General features: G+C 43.4%; 14 protein-coding genes. 7 read left to right on the forward strand and 7 right to left on the reverse strand.

What is annotated here, in order from left to right; translation table 11 throughout:
• Nucleotides 1-111 precede the first annotated feature (111 nt).
• The gene (locus IQ234_RS13760; RefSeq protein ID WP_193957507.1) at nucleotides 112-1,509 is read right to left on the reverse strand and encodes a serine/threonine protein kinase; all 1,398 of its coding nucleotides are present in this window, start codon (nucleotides 1,507-1,509) and stop codon (nucleotides 112-114) included.
• A gap of 509 nt (nucleotides 1,510-2,018) precedes the next feature.
• Between IQ234_RS13760 and crtE the strand changes: the two genes are divergently transcribed.
• Nucleotides 2,019-2,948, forward strand: a complete 930-nt coding sequence (crtE, locus tag IQ234_RS13765) for a geranylgeranyl diphosphate synthase CrtE (RefSeq protein WP_193957517.1) — start codon at nucleotides 2,019-2,021, stop codon at nucleotides 2,946-2,948.
• A gap of 17 nt (nucleotides 2,949-2,965) precedes the next feature.
• A complete protein-coding gene (locus tag IQ234_RS13770; protein WP_185240354.1) occupies nucleotides 2,966-3,418 on the forward strand; it encodes a divergent PAP2 family protein in 453 nt (150 codons plus the stop codon).
• 705 nt (nucleotides 3,419-4,123) lie between these two features.
• On the opposite strand, the gene IQ234_RS13775 is transcribed toward IQ234_RS13770, so the two are convergent.
• Nucleotides 4,124-4,510, reverse strand: a complete 387-nt coding sequence (locus IQ234_RS13775) for an HPP family protein (RefSeq protein WP_228008531.1) — start codon at nucleotides 4,508-4,510, stop codon at nucleotides 4,124-4,126.
• A 718-nt stretch (nucleotides 4,511-5,228) separates the two neighbouring features.
• On the reverse strand, nucleotides 5,229-6,044 hold the full coding sequence (locus IQ234_RS13780; RefSeq protein ID WP_193957508.1) for a hypothetical protein: 816 nt from the start codon (nucleotides 6,042-6,044) through the stop codon (nucleotides 5,229-5,231).
• Between the two features lie 320 nt (nucleotides 6,045-6,364).
• Between IQ234_RS13780 and IQ234_RS13785 the strand changes: the two genes are divergently transcribed.
• A complete protein-coding gene (locus IQ234_RS13785; protein WP_193957509.1) occupies nucleotides 6,365-7,801 on the forward strand; it encodes a folate/biopterin family MFS transporter in 1,437 nt (478 codons plus the stop codon).
• An 87-nt stretch (nucleotides 7,802-7,888) separates the two neighbouring features.
• Entirely contained in the window at nucleotides 7,889-8,188 is a 300-nt protein-coding gene (locus tag IQ234_RS13790) for a type II toxin-antitoxin system Phd/YefM family antitoxin (protein ID WP_193957510.1), read from the forward strand.
• Between the two features lie 515 nt (nucleotides 8,189-8,703).
• Here IQ234_RS13790 and IQ234_RS13795 read toward each other — a convergent pair.
• Both IQ234_RS13795 and IQ234_RS13800 read right to left on the reverse strand, forming a co-directional pair.
• On the reverse strand, nucleotides 8,704-9,411 hold the full coding sequence (locus tag IQ234_RS13795; protein ID WP_193957511.1) for a proprotein convertase P-domain-containing protein: 708 nt from the start codon (nucleotides 9,409-9,411) through the stop codon (nucleotides 8,704-8,706).
• Between the two features lie 23 nt (nucleotides 9,412-9,434).
• Nucleotides 9,435-9,785, reverse strand: coding sequence for a hypothetical protein (locus IQ234_RS13800; RefSeq protein WP_228008532.1), 351 nt, complete (start codon nucleotides 9,783-9,785; stop codon nucleotides 9,435-9,437).
• A 26-nt stretch (nucleotides 9,786-9,811) separates the two neighbouring features.
• On the opposite strand from IQ234_RS13800, the gene IQ234_RS13805 reads away from it, so the two are divergent.
• The 3 genes from IQ234_RS13805 to IQ234_RS13815 all read left to right on the forward strand — a co-directional run bounded on the left by IQ234_RS13805 (nucleotide 9,812) and on the right by IQ234_RS13815 (nucleotide 16,237).
• Entirely contained in the window at nucleotides 9,812-11,983 is a 2,172-nt protein-coding gene (locus IQ234_RS13805) for a glutamine synthetase III (protein ID WP_193957512.1), read from the forward strand.
• 807 nt (nucleotides 11,984-12,790) lie between these two features.
• Entirely contained in the window at nucleotides 12,791-14,641 is a 1,851-nt protein-coding gene (ltrA, locus tag IQ234_RS13810; RefSeq protein WP_193957513.1) for a group II intron reverse transcriptase/maturase, read from the forward strand.
• 102 nt (nucleotides 14,642-14,743) lie between these two features.
• Nucleotides 14,744-16,237 (forward strand): carotenoid oxygenase family protein, encoded by a 1,494-nt coding sequence (locus IQ234_RS13815; protein ID WP_193957514.1) that lies wholly within the window; start codon nucleotides 14,744-14,746, stop codon nucleotides 16,235-16,237.
• 44 nt (nucleotides 16,238-16,281) lie between these two features.
• Here IQ234_RS13815 and IQ234_RS13820 read toward each other — a convergent pair whose 3' ends face one another.
• Nucleotides 16,282-17,157: a Tab2/Atab2 family RNA-binding protein gene (locus IQ234_RS13820; RefSeq protein WP_193957515.1), complete on the reverse strand. Its 876-nt coding sequence runs from the start codon at nucleotides 17,155-17,157 to the stop codon at nucleotides 16,282-16,284.
• Between the two features lie 189 nt (nucleotides 17,158-17,346).
• Nucleotides 17,347-18,351 carry a glycosyltransferase gene (locus tag IQ234_RS13825; RefSeq protein ID WP_193957516.1) on the reverse strand — a complete coding sequence of 335 codons (1,005 nt, stop codon included), beginning with the start codon at nucleotides 18,349-18,351 and terminating at the stop codon, nucleotides 17,347-17,349.
• Between the last annotated feature and the right edge of the window lie 182 nt (nucleotides 18,352-18,533).

Below are 18,533 nucleotides of genomic sequence, written 5' to 3' on the forward strand. Positions count from 1 at the left end.
GAGTGGGGAAGTGGGGAGATGGGGGAGAGAGAATTATGAATTATGAATTATGAATTATAAATTAGGATGTGGGAAGTGGGGAGAAGGGAGAAAAAAGCTGATTGTAACTGGCTACTTATTAGTAATTGGTATTCCTAACCATTGACTTAATTCCGCTGCTAACCATTCAATTTCGGGTTTACTCAGATATTCTTTTGTTTTACTGCTAATAGTATATTCTTTAGTCCCCGCCCAAATAGTTAAAGCCATCGGTACATAAACTCGATCACCGTCACCATCTTTTGTCTGATAACTATCAGCTTTGACCAGTTTATTAATATGTTGCCGTGCCATTTTCTTTTTGCCCGGAAGTGTTAAACCAAAAATTTGCTGAATGGTAACAATTTCTTGACTATCAATAGTGATAATTTCCTCTCCTTTGAGACAATAAATAATCTGATAAAGCATTCCTAAACCCACAAACCAAAAGGGCAAGGAAAAGAGCAGAAAAAACCAACTCATCCACAGAGGAATAGAAATGGCTCCTCCTGTCCATACTAATAAAAAAGCATTCCAAGCGATGGCAAAGGTTCCAAGATAAATTAATTTAGGGGTAAAACCTTCGGGAGGTAAAGATATTCTAATTTTCTCCCCGCTTTTTTGCAACTGTACCCGACTCCCGGCGGGTTTTTCAAGGTTGGAGGAAGTTAATTGCATTTCGTGGAGAGTATTTAAAGCTTGATTTGCTGCCTGGGCTGAAACAAACCTTTTTTCGAGACTAGGTTCGATTAACTGCCCTAACCAATGAACAAAAGCAGGGCTTAAATTGGCTAAATTATTTAATTGAATTTTGCCATCTTTTTGGGGTAAATCGGCGGGATGAATGCCTGTAGCTAGATAGATTAGAGTGGCTCCTAAACTGTATAAATCAGAAGCGGCAACGGTGCGACCACCGAATTGTTCGGGGGGCATATAACCGTAGGTTCCGACAATAGTTAAAGTGGCCTGTTCTTGTTGAGCAACAGTTTGGACAGAACCAAAATCAATTAAATAAACATTGCCGATACTATGACCAGTTCGATCTTTTAATAAAATATTACTAGGTTTCAAATCCCGGTGGATAATTGGCGGGTTAAGTCCATGGAGATAAATTAAAATACCGAGGATAGATTTGGCTAGTTCTTGCAGGTCTGCTTCACTAAATTTGCGACCAGTTTCTATCTGTTCCTTGAGAGATTTCGCCTCGATATAACTCTGAACAAGAGCAAAACCTTGATAGGTATCGGTGCGAACTTCAAAATAGTCGATATATTCGGGAATCGAGCGACAATCTAGATGTTTAAGAGTTTCGGCTTCCCGTTCAAAAAGTTTTAAATCTGTCCATTCAAAATCGGGACTGAAGATTAATAATTTGACGACAACAGTAGCGCCCGTTTTTAGATCTTGGGCGAGAAAAGTGCGTCTTCCAGTTTGTTTACCTAACTGATTTTGAATTTGGTATCGATCGCCTAAAATTTGCCCTGGCAGCATACAATATATTTCTAGGATAATCCTAATTATAGGTTAATCGAGAAATTTCTCAACCGCAAGCTAAGAAAACGGAAGTTTGACCGAATCATCAAAACTTCAGCATCTCCGATGATAACTGCGGCGAAATTCAATTATATCGCCCGTTTTTTGCTAATCTCTGGACTGAGGGAGGTATTTTTTTAGGTTAAAAGAGAAAATAGGCATCAAAAAAAATGACCTCTCTCGGTCTAGGAGGCTTTAGTACACATGTTCAGGATAGCAACTGCGGCGCTGCCATGCAGTCTGAAGGGGTAATTTAGATAGTCATACTAAATCCGGTTATTAGAAACTGATTATTTATTTCTCCTTTTGCCTCTTGCCTCTTGCCTCTTGCCTATCTTAATATGTCGCCTATACTCAACGGATTTAGTATCAACAGCTTAGGGGACAAGGGAACGGTCAGTTTAATTCCCATCGAGGTGGAGTTTCCTGATATAGTTTTAAAAGCAGTCGGTTCAAGACAAAAAGACATGGTTACTAGGGGCGAACGAGGAGTAGAAGTGAGGAAAAACGAGAACTTTTCTCTGGCTTCCTATCTGGAGGAAAAGCGGTTGATTGTCGAGTCAGCTTTGGACAGCTCTTTAGTTATCGGCAATCCCGCCAAAATCTACGAGGCGATGCGCTATTCTCTCCTCGCCGGCGGCAAACGTCTGCGGCCGATTTTATGTCTGGCTACCTGTGAATTGATGGGGGGTTCCCTAGAGATGGCTTTACCCACCGCTTGCGCCCTAGAAATGATTCACACCATGTCATTAATTCATGACGATTTACCCGCCATGGATAACGATGATTACCGACGCGGGAAACTAACCAATCATAAGGTTTTTGGCGAAGATATCGCTATTTTAGCTGGGGATGGTCTCCTGGCCTATGCTTTCGAGTATGTGGCTACCCAGACTCTTAATGTACCTCCCCTACAGATTTTAGAGGTAATTGCCCGTTTAGGTCGCACCGTCGGGGCAGCGGGTTTGGTGGGAGGTCAGGTTTTAGACTTGGAATCCGAAGGAAAACCGGATATTTCGGCAGAAACCCTCGGTTTTATCCATACTCAGAAAACCGGGGCCCTGTTGGAGACTTCTGTGGTGTCGGGGGCAGTTTTAGCGGGGGCAAAAGCGGAAGATATAGCTAAATTAGCCCGTTATGCCCAAAATATTGGCTTGGCTTTCCAAATTATCGATGATGTTCTCGATATCACGGCGACAAAGGAGGAATTAGGCAAAACCGCCGGCAAGGATCTACAGGCACAAAAAGCTACCTATCCTAGTCTCTGGGGGATAGAAGGGTCCCGCCAGCAAGCTCAACAGTTAATAGATAGTGCCATCAATGAATTGAGTGGCTACGATGAGGCCGCCGAACCTTTACGGGCCATCGCTGAGTATATTGTTAATCGTAAAAATTAAATTAAACGAGTGAGATTATGCAGGACTTCCAGCAGGTGTTACACAATCAAATACTGCTAATCTCTCTTTTAGCTTGTTTCACTGCCCAGGGACTAAAAGCTCTGATTGAGTTAATCCGCGATGGTAAGGTGAGTCTGCGCTATCTAGTCTCGTCGGGAGGAATGCCTAGCGCTCACTCGGCGCTGGTGGGGGCCTTGGCTACTGGAGTAGGATTACAGATGGGTTGGTCTAGTGCCGAATTTGCAATCGCCGCGCTTTTTGCGGTTATTGTTATGTATGATGCGGCCGGAGTGCGTCAGGCAGCGGGAAAACAGGCCCGGATTCTCAATCAAATTATTGATGAAATGTTCCAAGGGGGCAAGGAGTTTAACGAGGAACGTTTAAAGGAATTAATTGGTCATACTCCTTTTCAAGTGCTGGTCGGTTTAAGTTTAGGTATCGGTATCGCCATCGTGATGCTCTGTCGTTAATTGAGGCGTTTTCTGGGGTTGAGATAAACTAGATTTAATAACTAAAATCCGGGGTAATCATTCATGTTACAATCCCTAAAAATTGAGGGCTTTCGCGGTTGTCTCTTCTCGTTTCTGCGTGGAAGGAAGAAGAATAGCAATAATTTTCTGGAAATATAGTCTGACCTCGTTGTCAGGGTTTCCCTTACAGCGCATTTCCAGGAGTTATACCTCTTGTGTAATCAGGAAACGGAGGTTTGATATTGCGGTAATTGTTTTGCAAGCACCATCCAAGGGTTTAGCGAATCTCAAACCTCTAGCAGCTCAAGTTTTAGCTATTTTAGCTACCGTGGCTAAAGGACAAGCTATAGTGGTCAGTGTCTGAAAGTGTAGGTGAGCAATACCCAACCTTGCTTCTATTCTTGTGCTAGAAACTGTTAAACCAGGCTCTGTTTGGCTCTCCTAGGTTTGGTGGGTAAAATGTATTCTAAGATACATTCCTCCTGGCGAGGGGGTGGAACGAACCACAAAGACACAAAGGACACAAAGATCGATCATTATAGTGAGTTAAACTTATCACACAGAACCTAGAAGAGCCTCTGTTTACTTGAGGGAATACATGAGCAAGGTGCGTTCGAAAAATCTATCGGTGAATTAGTAGGACTGACCTTAGGGAACGCACCCTAGGGCGATACCGTACTGCTCTCCAGTGCCTTCGGCATCGCACTATAGCCAATGTTTTGGATAAGTTCTTTCTTCAGCTAAATTGTTAAAGATGACCGCACACACTACTAAAATCATCGAACCCTCAAAAGTTGGTCTCAGCAAAAATTGCCAATCGGGTTGAGTCATCATCACAACTAAGGCAACAGCGCCTGCGGGAGGATGCAACGTTCCGGTAAGTTGCGTAATGCCTATGGTTAGCGATACTGCCATGCCAACGACTAGAGGTGAAGCACCAAAAAAATGCAGAAGTGTTAGACTGACAAGCGCCCCTAAGACATTCCCGCCGATGACATTACGCGGCTGCGCCAATGGGCTATCGGGAGCGCCGAAAATCAAAACACTGGTGGCACCAAACGGAGCCATCAGCAAGGGCGAATTCGTTTCCATCGTCAGGTAAGCACAAATCGAGATTGCCAGGAAACTGCCGAACCAACTCCAAAAAACGTGTCGATGATGAGGCTTCTCGACTGGACAGGCTAAAGAGCAGGAGCGCCATCGGTGGAAGATTTTGAACCAATAGTTTTCCCACATCGATCGAATCTTTTTGTAGGAGAGCATAAAATGGTAATAATTGTTACTGAAGTTAGAATATCATGACTTCCTCAAGAAACTTTGAAAAAGTATTCAAATTTACAGATTTTTTGATTATGATGTTCATTCAGAGGCATCTATAGCAGTAAAGATTAGGTTCCAAGCTTTTTGATTCCTTGCAAAGCCTGGAGGCTCTCTTATTCTTTGTGTGGTCAGTTTAACTTATATAGTAGTGATCGATCTTTGTGTCCTCTGTGTCTGGAGTGGTTCCTTCCACTCGCTCGCCCGCAAGACTGTATCTTAGAATACATTTTACCCACCAAACCGAAGAGAGCCGGTATTTTTTTATGAACCCTCCACCACTACCAGAGCAGCGATCATACTAATTTAAGAAGTAGATGATCTATCCCCAATTAAGTGCTAATCTGGCAGAGGATATTAGATTACCTAGACTTATCAACTTCAATGAATGAGTAAGGTGCGTTCCCCAAAATCGATCGGTGCAGTGGTAGAACTTACCTTAGGGAACGCACCCTACGGCGATAGCGATCGAACTACGGTGATAGCGATGGCGCTAAAATACAATAGAAAACATAAAAGCGACAAAATACATTGCTACAAATACAAAATACATTGCTATAAATACAAAAGTAATAGCAACCAATGTATAATAAATAGGATCGAATAAACCAAAAAATACAGAATGAAAAACCAGTAAATATTTTAAAGAATTAACCCTCTTCTCTTCCTTGAAAATCCATTCATCTAAATCGCCATCAACAAATATTCTGATAAAAAATTCATATTTTGGATTTAGCCGAATATATTTTTTATCGTTTTTAGCCTCGGACGCTATTTCAATGAGTTTATACTTTTCGAGTAAATCAGAAGAAATTATAAGTTTGTCATTATCTATTTCAACTAAATTTATTTTACGATCAAATTGCCTAATAATATTAATACTATCATCTATAAGACTATTGAAAGTATATTTAAGATTCTTGGCTTGTGCTAATTTTCTCTTATCATGTATAATTACTTTTTTAAGTGATTTTCCTGCTTCAGTATAAAGTTGTTTTAGAGCATCTTTTACATCCCTAACAAAGTTAATTATTAAAAAGCTCAAGCTTGTTACAAATATAACTGATAATATTGTTGCCGTTCTTGATAGTTCAGGAGGGGTATTTGTAGCCAAGATAGAAGTTAATTTAGAGGTGAGTTCAGAGAAAGTCGAAGATGATCTCGCTCGAAAGATTTGTTCAGATTTCAGTAAAAGAATCCAGATAAAGGTTGGAAGTAACAATATGAAGGAAGCTAGTGCAGCAGGAGCAGCTATCTTTTGAGTCGATAGTTTCTCAAATATGGAAATTATTGATTCACTTATAGACATCTTGACACCTCAAATCGATTTAGAGGTCTAACTAGACATTAGACCGAAACTTTCCCTATATCACCCCAAATACACATTTTTTTAAAAATCTTTCTGTATATCAACAGAGCGATCGCAAGAAACTTTCCACATAACATCAAAATAAGCCTTTTATGCCGATTCGGGATGGGGAAGTGGGGAGCAGGGGAAATTCAACTAAAACCCTAAAACCCAATACCCAACCGCCAGAACCTAAAGCTCAACAGTTAAACCCTAACAGCTAACGCACCGATCGAGCGATCAATTATCATAGAGACAGTAACAAATATTTATGAAACTTCATGCTTATTAATCGCCTTAGCATCGATCGCGGGAAAAAATTCCTTAAAGAGAGTATCTTGTTCGGAAATGACCCTAATCCCGAATTAATTGGCATTTTAGGCGTTTATTTCGTGCAGGGCATTCTCGGACTCTCCCGATTAGCGGTTAGCTTCTTTTTAAAAGACGATTTGGCCTTGAGTCCCTCCCAGATGGGGGCATTAATCGGAGTGGCGGCGATTCCTTGGGTGATTAAACCAGCTTTTGGCTTTCTTTCGGATGGTTTGCCTATTTTCGGCTATCGTCGTCGGCCCTACCTAATTTTATCGGGAATTCTCGGGGTTTTAGCTTGGTTGGCCCTAGCCACTGTGGTGGAGAATGCTTGGCAAGCGATGGCCGCGATCCTGCTTGGTTCCCTTTCTGTCACCATTAGTGATGTCATCGTCGATTCTTTGGTAGTAGAAAGAGCGCGCAAAGAGTCCTTCACTCAATCCGGTTCTCTACAGTCCTTAACTTGGGGAATATCGGCCCTAGGCGGCTTAATTACGGCTTATCTGGGGGGTTGGTTACTGGCACACCTCGGCACTCGTCCTGTCTTCGCTCTCACGGCTATTTTTCCCCTGATTGTCTCAGCCATGGCGTTTTTAATTACAGAGGAAAAAATCAAGAATAATGATAAATCACAATCCACGCCGAAAGTCAAGGAGCAAATCGGGCAATTATGGTCAGCAATTAGACAAAAATCAATTTTATTACCCACTGCCTTTATTTTTCTCTGGCAGGCTACTCCTAGCGCCGATTCTGCCTTTTTCTACTTCACCACCAACGAGTTAGGATTTGAACCAGAATTTTTAGGACGAGTGCGGTTAGTCACCAGTTTAGCCTCGATCCTGGGGATCTGGGTATATCAACGGTTTTTAAAAGCGATTTCCTTTCGTTTAATTTTGGGTTGGAGTACGGTGATTTCTGCGCTTTTAGGGATGACTACCCTAATCCTAGTTACCCATACTAATCGAGCGCTCGGTATTGACGATCATTGGTTTAGTTTGGGGGATAGTCTCATCCTCACCGTCATGGGACAAATTGCCTTTTTACCTGTCTTAATTTTATCGGCCCGTCTTTGTCCCGTAGGTATTGAAGCATCTCTATTCGCTTTATTAATGTCTATCTGGAATATGTCAGGATTAGTTTCCCAAGAAATCGGCGCTTTATTAACCCATTGGTTGGGAGTTACCGAAACTAATTTTGATAACCTTTGGTTATTGGTGGTGATTACTAATCTCTCTACTCTCCTACCTTTACCCCTAATTAAATGGCTACCTTCTACGGATCCGCAATCTCAGGAAGTCAAGAAAACTTTTCCCCCCGCAGAAGTCTTTGAACATCATGTTACTGGTTCTTTAGCTGAACCTGGTTTTATTCCCGAACTTGTCCCCGAATTAATCGAGACAAGAGATTGACAGTCCAGAAAAGGGGTTTTTTAAAGAAACCCCTTTTCTAAATTGATGAAATAAGCTAAAATCGAATCAACTCGTTGCCCTCGCCTTATGTTTTCTATCCAAACTACCTACACTCAAGCTCAAGAAAATTTAACGAGCCTTCTGGATCGACTGGAAAGCGAGAATAGTATGGCGATTATTACGCGCCCTGGTCATAAAGATATGGCATTATTGAGCGCAGAGGAATTAACTGGCTTATTAGAAACCGTTTATCTTTTGCGATCGCCTGCTAATGCTAGAAAGTTATTGGCAGCACTGGAACGTTCAATGGAGAGGGACGTTCAAACAATACCGGGACAGACAGTTACAGAACTTTGTCAGGAGTTAGGAATTGAACGTCAAGAGTAGGGCAATTGTCTTTGATCACCAATTTCGAGAAGATTTAAGATGGTGGTACAAAACAGATAAAAAAGCTGATTAAGAAAACGGGTTTCTCAAAGAAATCAGTTTTCTTCCGTTTTCTTCTCAAAGAAACCCGTTTTCTCAGTCCAAATGGCGCTTAAACAGAAAACGGGTTTCTCAAAGAAATCAGTTTTCTTCCGTTTTCTTGTCAAAGAAACCCGTTTTCTTCTTTGTTCTCAAAGAAATCAGTTTTCTTCCGTTTTCTTGTCAAAGAAACCCGTTTTCTTCTTTGTTCTCAAAGAAATCAGTTTTCTTCCGTTTTCTTGTCAAAGAAACCCGTTTTCTTCTTTGTTCTCAAAGAAATCAGTTTTCTTCCGTTTTCTTGTCAAAGAAACCCGTTTTCTTCTTTGTTCTCAAAGAAATCAGTTTTCTTCCGTTTTCTTGTCAAAGAAACCCGTTTTCTTCTTTGTTCTCAAAGAAATCAGTTTTCTTCCGTTTTCTTGTCAAAGAAATCCGTTTTCTCAGTTCCAATGGCGCTTAAGTGCCGCTCCCGCCCCCAGTAAGCCTAGGGCCAGCAAACCTAAGCCAGAACTTGGCTCGGGAACAGAAACGGGAGCAAGAGGAGTCCCCTCCAAATTCAGCGTCCAACTGCCAAGACTGCCAGTATCATTAGTTCCAAGATCTGAAATGGTCAGCCGCCAGTCGCCGGCGGTCTGGGATCCACCCAAGGAAGTGAGCATGGGAACAAGGGTTCCACTGCCCGCACCGGTGGGGAAGTAGTTGTCGCTGGGGATGACAAAAGTAGAATTCCCAGAAGCCGCTACGGACCAGATGTTGCCGGTGGAGGCATCGTTAAAGCTGTAGGTGCCGTTGAAGTTGCTGGAGTCACCGAGGTTCGAACTACCAGCCCGACCAATCCGGTTGAACAGAGTGACTGTCGTGTTGGTTGGGACGTAGGTGAGATTGGCGATCAAATCAGCTACCCAGGTGTGGGTTAGGTTATTGAGGGTGACGGTGATGTTGGTGATCAGGAAGTTGGAACCGGTGGGAACGGTAATAGTGCTGGAAGCACCTGTGGCGTTTCCGTCAGGGATGTTGAAACCAGTACCAGTTCCGGTAAAGCTGACGGCGCTGGCGGGGAGGGCGGCCAGTACAGCGATCGCGCTAACTGTGCCGGCGAAGACAACACCGACACCAGATAGAGATTTGAAGGTAGTTGTAGAATTCATGAGCAATTTTGGATAAATTCCCTCTAAATCTTCCCCCCCCCGATTTTGTCAAGTATCGCTTTTTTAGCGATTCTAAGTCCAGAAAACGGGTTTCTCAAAGAAACCCGTTTTCTCAGTGCGATCGCTTGGGGAAGATCGGGTTTGGGATGTTTGTAAGATTTGATACAAATCTCCCGATTATCTGTTCTTAAGATTAAGGCTGGTGTTGCTAATTGATCGGGAAAGAGGCCGGCGCAAGCAGATAAAAACCGCAGAGAAGCTTGTGCCGTGGGATCAAAATTATTAAGCGGAGAATAAATAGCCTCTGACCGGAATTCAACATCAAAGTTAGGAGGAAACTTGTCATCGCCTAAATAAAGTAACCCTTTATCCACGACACAGCAAAATAGGAAAAATACTTATGAGTTATGGAACCCGTGTTCAAGCTATCTCTCAAGTCACAGACCGTAAACCCCTACCAAGCAAAATTCCTCAACGTTTAGAGGCCCTCTGGGCAACCGATGTCTTTACCCTGAGCAAAATGCAGGCCAGTCTCCCGAAAGACGTATTCAAATCGGTCAAAAACACGATTTTAACTGGTGGAAAATTAGACGTTTCCATCGCCAGCACGGTAGCAGCTGCGATGAAGGATTGGGCCACGTCCAAAGGGGCGCTGTACTATGCCCACGTCTTCTATCCGATGACCAACGCCACCGCCGAAAAACACGATGGTTTTATCTCCGTGCAGAGCGACGGTTCGGTGATCACAGAATTTACGGGCAAAGTCTTAGTACAGGGAGAACCGGACGGATCCTCCTTTCCTAACGGCGGCCTTCGCTCCACCTTTGAAGCGCGGGGTTACACCGCTTGGGATGTCACCAGTCCCGCCTACGTCATGGAAACGGATAATGGTGTAACCCTGTGTATCCCGACGGTTTTCATCTCTTGGACAGGAGAGGCCCTCGACAAAAAAACGCCGCTTTTACGCTCGATTTCATCGATGAGTAAAGCCGCCAACAGGGTGCTGAGGCTCTTAGGACATACGGAAGTCGCCCCCGTGAACTCCAGCTGCGGCGCTGAACAGGAATATTTCCTCGTAGATGCTCATTTTGCCCATAGTCGCCCCGATTTACTGCTCACTGGTCGCACCCTATTTGGTAAACCCGCCGCTAAGGGTCAACAGTTCGACGATCATTATTTTGGTGCGATTCCCGAACGGGTTCAGGTTTTTATGCAGGAAGTGGAGGAAAGAATGTATCGCCTCGGCATTCCGGCCAAAACCCGCCATAACGAAGTCGCCCCCGGACAGTTCGAGATTGCCCCCTTTTTCGAGGCTGCTAACGTGGCCAGTGACCATCAGCAGTTAATTATGACTTTGCTGAAAAGTACGGCTAAAAAACACGGTTTTGTTTGCCTACTGCATGAAAAACCCTTTGCGGGAATTAATGGTTCGGGAAAACACGTTAACTGGTCCGTCGGCAACGCTACCCAGGGTAATCTGTTAGATCCGGGCGATACTCCCCACGCTAATATGCAGTTTTTGTTATTCTGTGGGGCGGTGATTCGTGGTGTTCACAAGTACGGGGCGCTTTTACGCGCAGTGGTAGCTACTGCCAGCAATGATCACCGTTTGGGGGCAAATGAAGCTCCTCCCGCCATTATTTCGGTATATTTGGGCAGTCAGTTAGAAAAGGTATTCGACCAAATTAGCCAAGGACAAATTGAGGGTTCTGATGCCCCAGGATTGATGGATATGGGTGTCGATACCCTGCCGGTGTTCCCCAAGGATCCGGGCGATCGCAATCGTACCTCTCCTTTTGCTTTTACGGGCAATCGCTTTGAATTCCGCGCTGTGGGTTCTAATCAGTCAGTTTCTGGGCCGCTGGTGGCGATGAATACGATTCTAGCCGATTCCCTGACTTGGGTGGCGGATAACCTAGAAAGCCGGATGAAAGCTGGGGAAGACCTCAATACTGCCGCCCAGGGTGTTCTTAAGGAGATCATGGACAAACACAGAAATGTGATCTTCGGAGGTAACGGATATTCCCAAGAATGGCACAAAATGGCGGTAGAAGAGCGCGGTTTGGCTAATCTCCGCACCACTGCCGATGCTTTACCCGTGCTGAAGGCCGATTATATCGAAGAACTGTTCACCCGCATGGGTGTGCTTACCCCCGTTGAACTGGAAAGTCGTTTTGATGTCTATGCAGAACAGTATTTGCTGGCCATCGAGGTGGAGGCGAAACTGGTGGTAAGTATGGCTAAAACGATTATTTATCCCGCTGCCGTTCGCTACTTGTCGGAATTGTCCTCGGCGATCGCTAGTACGGCGGCGATCGGCATCGAGATAGATAAGGAAAGCGCCCAAACCGTCTCGAATCTAATTAAATTACTGATGGATAGCGTCAGCAAACTGAGTGCAGCCATGGCTAAACACGATTTTGACTCGATCGAGGAACATATGCAGTACTCCGCTCAAACAATCCGTCCCTTGATGGATAAGGTGCGCGAATATGCTGACACACTGGAAGGGGAAGTGGCCGACAATTTCTGGCCTCTACCCACCTATCAAGAAATGTTGTTTGTTAAATAACACGACGACAAGGAGGGGGTAAATAAGCTGAAAAAATGATTAGCCACCCCCTTCTTTTTATCTCTGGTAGTTTTAAGTTATGTTAAGAAGTGCGAAACGTTTAGGCATGAAATAGGGCTGAAATGCCTGAAATAACCGCCTAGTAAGGTCTTCAGTCCCCTGACTGAATCTAACAGGTCAACCCTGACCAACCTTATAACTGTTTATATGTCCCAACGTTTAGTATCACGTCGATACCAAACTAGGCAAGGGGACTCAAGGTCAATACACTTTGTAACAATTATTTACAAAGTTGAGAGTAACGGCGATAGCCACCCCCAGATTCAGAAATCACAACTCTGGGACTGAAGCGGGGAACGGAAGGCTCCGAGGAGTAACCTAACACCAGAACCGAGACCACTGCCAACCATCCATGATTAGGCGTGAGCCGAATGTCCGACTTGAACCATCGTAAATAATCTAGTAGTGAAACAGGTTGACACACTGCGTTCAAAAAGAACAAGGGGAAAAATAGTAAGGGAAATTTTTTGTACCACTTACACAGACCTTTTAAAGTACCCCGGTGGATAGGACAAATCTAAAGATGGAATGCCCATATAAACGGAACGTGATAAACCCTTCTAGGCTCTGAGTATCGGTCGAAATACCCAGTAGTGATAAGTGTAAGCACAAGCCTTTAAGGGTGTGAGATGTAACCAAAAGCCAACGCCTGACAGTAATAGTCAGGATATGCCAACAGGCTTCGGCCGTGAGCTCAGCCGAACGGTTACGGTTTGATTGTAAGGATAGAGTCTAGTAGGAGTCTATATGACGAAATCGAGAGAAGGTAAAGGATTCGGGAAACCGAAAACCACTAAGACTACGAATGTATGGAAGGCTATCAATTGGGCGAAAATCCAAAGATACGTTTTCAAGCTCCAAAAGAGAATATACCAAGCGGCTAAATCGGGACAGGATGCAAAGGTTAGAAGGTTGCAACGTCTATTGGTGAAATCATACTACGCTCGTCTATTGGCAGTTCGCAAAGTAACCCAAGATAATCAAGGAAAGAAAACAGCAGGAGTCGATGGAGTGATAGCAATATCCCCAGAACAAAGGCTAAATCTAACCGAAGAAATCAAGGGAACACTTAAAGCAAAACCGCTAAGAAGAGTATGGATTCCTAAACCCGGTAGGGATGAAAAACGCCCACTAGGAATACCAACCATCAAAGACAGAGCTAGACAAGCGTTGATTAAATCGGCACTCGAACCAGAATGGGAATCAAAAATGGAAGGAACCAGCTATGGTTTCCGACCGGGAAGGTCTGCCCATGATGCAATATCAAGGATATACACCACCATCAATACAGGTAGCTACTTTGTATTAGATGCTGATATTGCCAAGTGTTTCGACCGAATTAATCACAACTTTTTACTGTCAAAAATTCATTGTCCAAACTCCCTGAAAAGAGACATTAAACAATGGCTCAAAGCAGGAGTATTGGATAACGGCGTATTTGAAAAAACAGAAACAGGGACACCCCAAGGAGGGGTAATAAGTCCACTATTAGCCAACATCGCACTGGATGGAATGGCAAGATTAATTGAAACACTATTTCCCAAAAAGGGAAATGGTAAAAATCAAGCTGTTTTAATAAGATACGCGGATGACTTCGTAGTGATTTCACCATCACTCGAAATCATTGAACAGTGCCAAACTGTCATTTCTGAATGGTTAAAGCCTATTGGACTAGAACTCAAACCAGAAAAAACCAGAGTGTGTCATACGCTTAATCCCATTAAATATAATGGGAAAATGGAAGAACCCGGCTTTGATTTTCTAGGATTCAATATTAGGCAATATCCAGTAGGAAAATACAAATCGGGGAAAACAGGAGGGAGAGGAAGCCAATTAATTGGTCACAAAACCCACATTAAACCCAGCCAAAAAGCAGTTAAAGCCCACACAGAAGCGATTAAAGGTGTAATCAAAAAACACAAAACAGCACCTCAATCAGCCCTGATTAGACAATTAAACCCAATCATTAGAGGTTGGGCAAACTACTATTCAGGAGTAGTATCTTCAGATACCTTCAATAAACTAGATGACATAATCTGGTCAATGTTAAGGGCATGGACAGTATCAAGATGCGGTAAAGCGAAATACGAAAAGCTGAGAAATTATTTTAGGCCGGGTACAGTTAAACTCAGCAATGGGAAAGAAAGACAAGAATCCTGGTTATTCCAAACCAAAGACGGTTATCAACTATGGAAACATAATTGGACACCAATTGTCAGACATACCCTAATACGCGCCGACGCTTCACCTTATGACGGAAATTGGACTTACTGGGCGACCAGACGAGGACAAGCAATCGATACACCTACAAGAGTAGCCAAACTACTTAAGAAGCAACAAGGCAAGTGTAGCCGATGTGGGCAATATTTCACCTCATCGGATTTAATTGAAGTTGACCACATTCACCCTCTAAGCTTAGGCGGAAAGGATGAATACAAGAACCTTCAATTACTACACCGCCACTGTCACGATGATAAATCGGCATCTGATGGAAACCTTAAATCATCTACATTAACATCATCCGACGTTAATGTAGATAATACAAAGACAACCAAAAGAAGTCAAGCTGTATCCTTAACAAAGGAACAATCAAACTAGGAGCCGTGTGAGGTGAAAGTCTCATGCACGGTTCTGAATGGGAGGGGAGGTCGGTGACGACCTTCTCGACCCCTAATAAGTAAATATAAACTTAAAACTACCATGGTATTAACTCCGACAATTGGCGAAAAATCCTATAATCGTCAGGATTGGCAAAAAGGCTATCAATCCCAACCTAACGAGTACGATTACGAGGTAGAGGACATCGAGGGGCAAATTCCCCCCGATTTACAGGGTACAGTCTTTAAAAATGGCCCCGGTTTACTCGATATCGCTGGCACTGCGATCGCTCATCCCTTCGATGGGGATGGTATGATCAGCGCGATTAGCTTCAATCATGGGCGTGTACATTATCGTAATCGTTTTGTGAAAACCCAGGGTTATCTCCAGGAACAGAAAGCGGGAAAACCCCTTTATCGCGGTGTTTTCGGCACGAAAAAACCGGGGGGAATTTTCGGCAATGCTTTTGATTTGCGTCTGAAAAATATTGCTAATACTAATGTTATCTACTGGGGTAATAAATTACTGGCACTTTGGGAAGCGGCCGAACCCCATCGTCTCGATGCTAAAACCCTTGATACTATTGGTTTAGACTATCTCGATGGTATCTTGGAAAAAGGCGATGCTTTTGCCGCTCATCCTCGCATCGATCCCGCTTGTATTTTCGATAATCATCAACCTTGTCTGGTAAATTTTGCCATCAAAACGGGTTTGTCGAGTGCCATTACTCTCTACGAAATTAGTCCCACGGGTAAGTTATTACGTCGTCATACCCACAGCATACCGGGCTTTTGTTTTATCCACGATTTTGTTATTACTCCCCACTACGCTATCTTTTTCCAAAACCCGGTTGGTTATAATCCTTTCCCTTTTCTTTTTGGGTTAAAAGGTGCGGGAGAATGCGTTATTAATCAACCGGACAAGTTAACTAAGATTATTATTATCCCCCGGGATCCTAACAAAGGAGAAGTGAAAGTTTTAGAAACTCCATCGGGTTTTGTCTTCCATCATAGCAATGCTTTTGAACAACTTGCCCCGAGCTACGTCGAAGGGGGGGAGAAAATTTATATCGATTCTATTTGTTATCAATCCTTACCACAACTGGATTCAAATAGCAATTTTCAATCGGTAGATTTTGATAGTTTAGCTCCCGGACATCTGTGGCGATTTACACTAAATTTATCAGAAAATACCGTTACGAGAGAATGTATTCTAGAGCATTGTTGTGAGTTTCCTAGCATTAATCCTGCAAAAGTTGGTCAAGATTACCGTTATTTATACATCGCTGCCACTCATCATGCCACTGGTAATGCTCCTTTGCAAGCAATCTTAAAACTGGACCTATTAACGGGAGAAAAACAATTACATTCTTTTGCTCCCCGGGGATTTGCGGGTGAACCAATTTTTGTGCCTAAACCCGATGGAATTGCTGAAGATGATGGTTGGTTATTGGTAGTCACCTACGATGCAGCAAATCATCGATCAAATGTGGTAATCTTAGATGCTAAAGATATCACTAATTCCCTAGCGATTATTCATCTTAAACACCATATTCCCTACGGGTTACACGGTAGTTGGACTAGACAATGTTTTTAAGTTAATTCTGTGGGGGTGGATTGAAAACCCACCTTTACTAAACTTTACTCTTGAGAGCCTTCTTGTAATAGCCAAAAACCAGCGAAGGATTCCGATTCAGGGTTAGATTGAACGGCTAAAAAATGCAGATTGTTGGCTTTTTGTTTAGCTTCTTCAAAGTTTTTGGCTTCCTTTAAAGTCTCGATATTAGTGACGTTGACGAGAATCCAGCTATCACTAGCACCCGTTTCTAAACGTAGCACGGGACGGGAACCAGTTTCTAACTTTAAATATGCCATTTCTAACCCTGACATCCAACCAGCTAGGGGTAAAGCGCGGGGGGAAAAAATAACTAAACCGGGGATTTTTAGATTCTCATCTAATCCCATCCCCAGTATAGGCAAATTTTCTCCGAAGCTAATATCCCAATCTTTTAGATCATGAAAAGAAGACAATTCTAGCGTAACGAAAGCCCATTTATCTGCCTTATCTCCCCGGACAGCATCGGGAAGGGGAACAGCATTTAAAGGAGGATAATTCACGGAAGCGGTTTTAGTTAAATTTTGATCATAACCAACTTCTTGAGGGTAGAAATTAACCATTCTTTCTTCTATCCATCTCGTTAAAGCATGAGTGCGACGACTAGGGGAAGCGGGGATACCGATATCCTCGCAAGCTTTGCTAATCATGTTATTCATCTGACGACGGAAAAAGCGAATTTTTTTGGGAGTTACTCCCGCTGCCTTGATAGCTGTAGTAATTGCCTCTCCTAACCATTGGGAATTAACCATCGTATTAGGACAATAACTGGCATATTTAAATATTGTATCGGAGGGGCGATCAATTGTTGCCGGAGTTTCGCAGATTAATAATTCCCATCTTTTTTTATTATTTTCATCCACCACCGGCCGCGAATAAAAATCAAGTTCCCAAATAGTCATATTTTTTTTAGTAAAAAACCTTTTTCAGTTATCAGTGAGGGGTTAGGGTGTTGGGGTTTTAGGGTGGTCACTGCGTGCGCGACGTTCGGCGACGCTCAGTCGAGCCGTTGCGGGGGGTGTTGGGGTTTTAGTTGAAATTCCCCCATCTCCCCACTTCCCCACTTCATAATTCATAACGAAGTGGTCTCCCTATCCCCTATCCCCAACAACAGTACGAACGCGGTAGATAGGACGTTTTTGGGATTCATGGTAAGTTCGCATCAAAATTTCTGCTAAAAGACCAAAACAGAGTAATTGTACCCCAGTTAAAAAGAATAACACAGCTAGGATTAACAAAGGTCGATTGCCGATTTCTTGTCCGAAACCGAGTTTGAGAATAGTCAGATAAGTACCTAAAATAATCCCCACTACCATGGATAACAGTCCGTAGAGTCCAAAAATGTGCATCGGACGGGTGAGGAACTTTTTCATAAAAAAGACAGTAAATAAGTCCATAATCACGCGAATTGTGCGATCTAAACCATATTTACTCTGTCCGAACCGTCTAGCGTGGTGATTAACGGGAATTTCGGTTATTTTTGCCCCTTCAATAAAAGCTAATGCGGGTAAAAAGCGATGTAATTCCCCGTAGAGATTCATATCGGCGATTAATTCGGCTCGATAGGCTTTCAAAGAACAACCGTAGTCGTGTAATTTGACCCCTGTTACCTTGCCAATCAGCCAATTAGCTATTTTTGAGGGTAAAAGCCGTTTTACCTGGTCATCTTGGCGATTTTTGCGCCAGCCACTGACGAGGTCATAACCTTCCTCCAATTTGGCCAATAATAGGGGTATATCATTGGGATCGTTCTGTAAATCGCCGTCGAGGGTAATGATGACCTGTCCCGTGGCATAATTAAATCCGGCAGCCATAGCGGGGGTTTGTCCGTAGTTGCGTCGCAATATCACCGCCTTGAGATCATCGCGATTTTTGGCTAAATTAGTTAAAACCTCGGTGGAACCGTCCTTAGAACCGTCGTCAACACAGATAATCTCGTAGTTAATTTGATAAGAACGCAAAATCGAGGCGATACTCTCGACGAGATGGGGGATACTGTCCACTTCGTTATAAATGGGAACCACTACCGATAAAGTCTGGATAGCAGCCTGCGGGTTTGGTTCATTGACACTGATGGACGGTGTAATCGGGGACATAGTTGACTGACGCAGGGACGTTTTGGGGCGATTCTATCACAATTCAGTTATCAGGAGATAGGAGACTCCGAGACAGGAGACTCGGAGACAGGAGACAGGAGTCAGTATTCAGGAGTCAGTATTCAGGAGTCAGTATTCAGGAGATTATTTTTATTTATTCTCCCCACACCCCACTTCCCCAC

The organism is Microcystis aeruginosa LEGE 91341, from assembly GCF_015206885.1.
Classification (GTDB): domain Bacteria; phylum Cyanobacteriota; class Cyanobacteriia; order Cyanobacteriales; family Microcystaceae; genus Microcystis; species Microcystis aeruginosa_H.

Bases quoted from the DNA above. Each gene is read 5' to 3' on its own strand.
- IQ234_RS13760 (WP_193957507.1), bottom strand. From the start codon at position 1,509: ATGCTGCCAGGGCAAATTTTAGGCGATCGATACCAAATTCAAAATCAG.
- crtE (WP_193957517.1), top strand. From the start codon at position 2,019: ATGGTTACTAGGGGCGAACGAGGAGTAGAAGTGAGGAAAAACGAGAAC.
- IQ234_RS13770 (WP_185240354.1), top strand. From the start codon at position 2,966: ATGCAGGACTTCCAGCAGGTGTTACACAATCAAATACTGCTAATCTCT.
- IQ234_RS13775 (WP_228008531.1), bottom strand. From the start codon at position 4,510: ATGGAAACGAATTCGCCCTTGCTGATGGCTCCGTTTGGTGCCACCAGT.
- IQ234_RS13780 (WP_193957508.1), bottom strand. From the start codon at position 6,044: ATGTCTATAAGTGAATCAATAATTTCCATATTTGAGAAACTATCGACT.
- IQ234_RS13785 (WP_193957509.1), top strand. From the start codon at position 6,365: ATGCTTATTAATCGCCTTAGCATCGATCGCGGGAAAAAATTCCTTAAA.
- IQ234_RS13790 (WP_193957510.1), top strand. From the start codon at position 7,889: ATGTTTTCTATCCAAACTACCTACACTCAAGCTCAAGAAAATTTAACG.
- IQ234_RS13795 (WP_193957511.1), bottom strand. From the start codon at position 9,411: ATGAATTCTACAACTACCTTCAAATCTCTATCTGGTGTCGGTGTTGTC.
- IQ234_RS13805 (WP_193957512.1), top strand. From the start codon at position 9,812: ATGAGTTATGGAACCCGTGTTCAAGCTATCTCTCAAGTCACAGACCGT.
- ltrA (WP_193957513.1), top strand. From the start codon at position 12,791: ATGACGAAATCGAGAGAAGGTAAAGGATTCGGGAAACCGAAAACCACT.
- IQ234_RS13815 (WP_193957514.1), top strand. From the start codon at position 14,744: ATGGTATTAACTCCGACAATTGGCGAAAAATCCTATAATCGTCAGGAT.
- IQ234_RS13820 (WP_193957515.1), bottom strand. From the start codon at position 17,157: ATGACTATTTGGGAACTTGATTTTTATTCGCGGCCGGTGGTGGATGAA.
- IQ234_RS13825 (WP_193957516.1), bottom strand. From the start codon at position 18,351: ATGTCCCCGATTACACCGTCCATCAGTGTCAATGAACCAAACCCGCAG.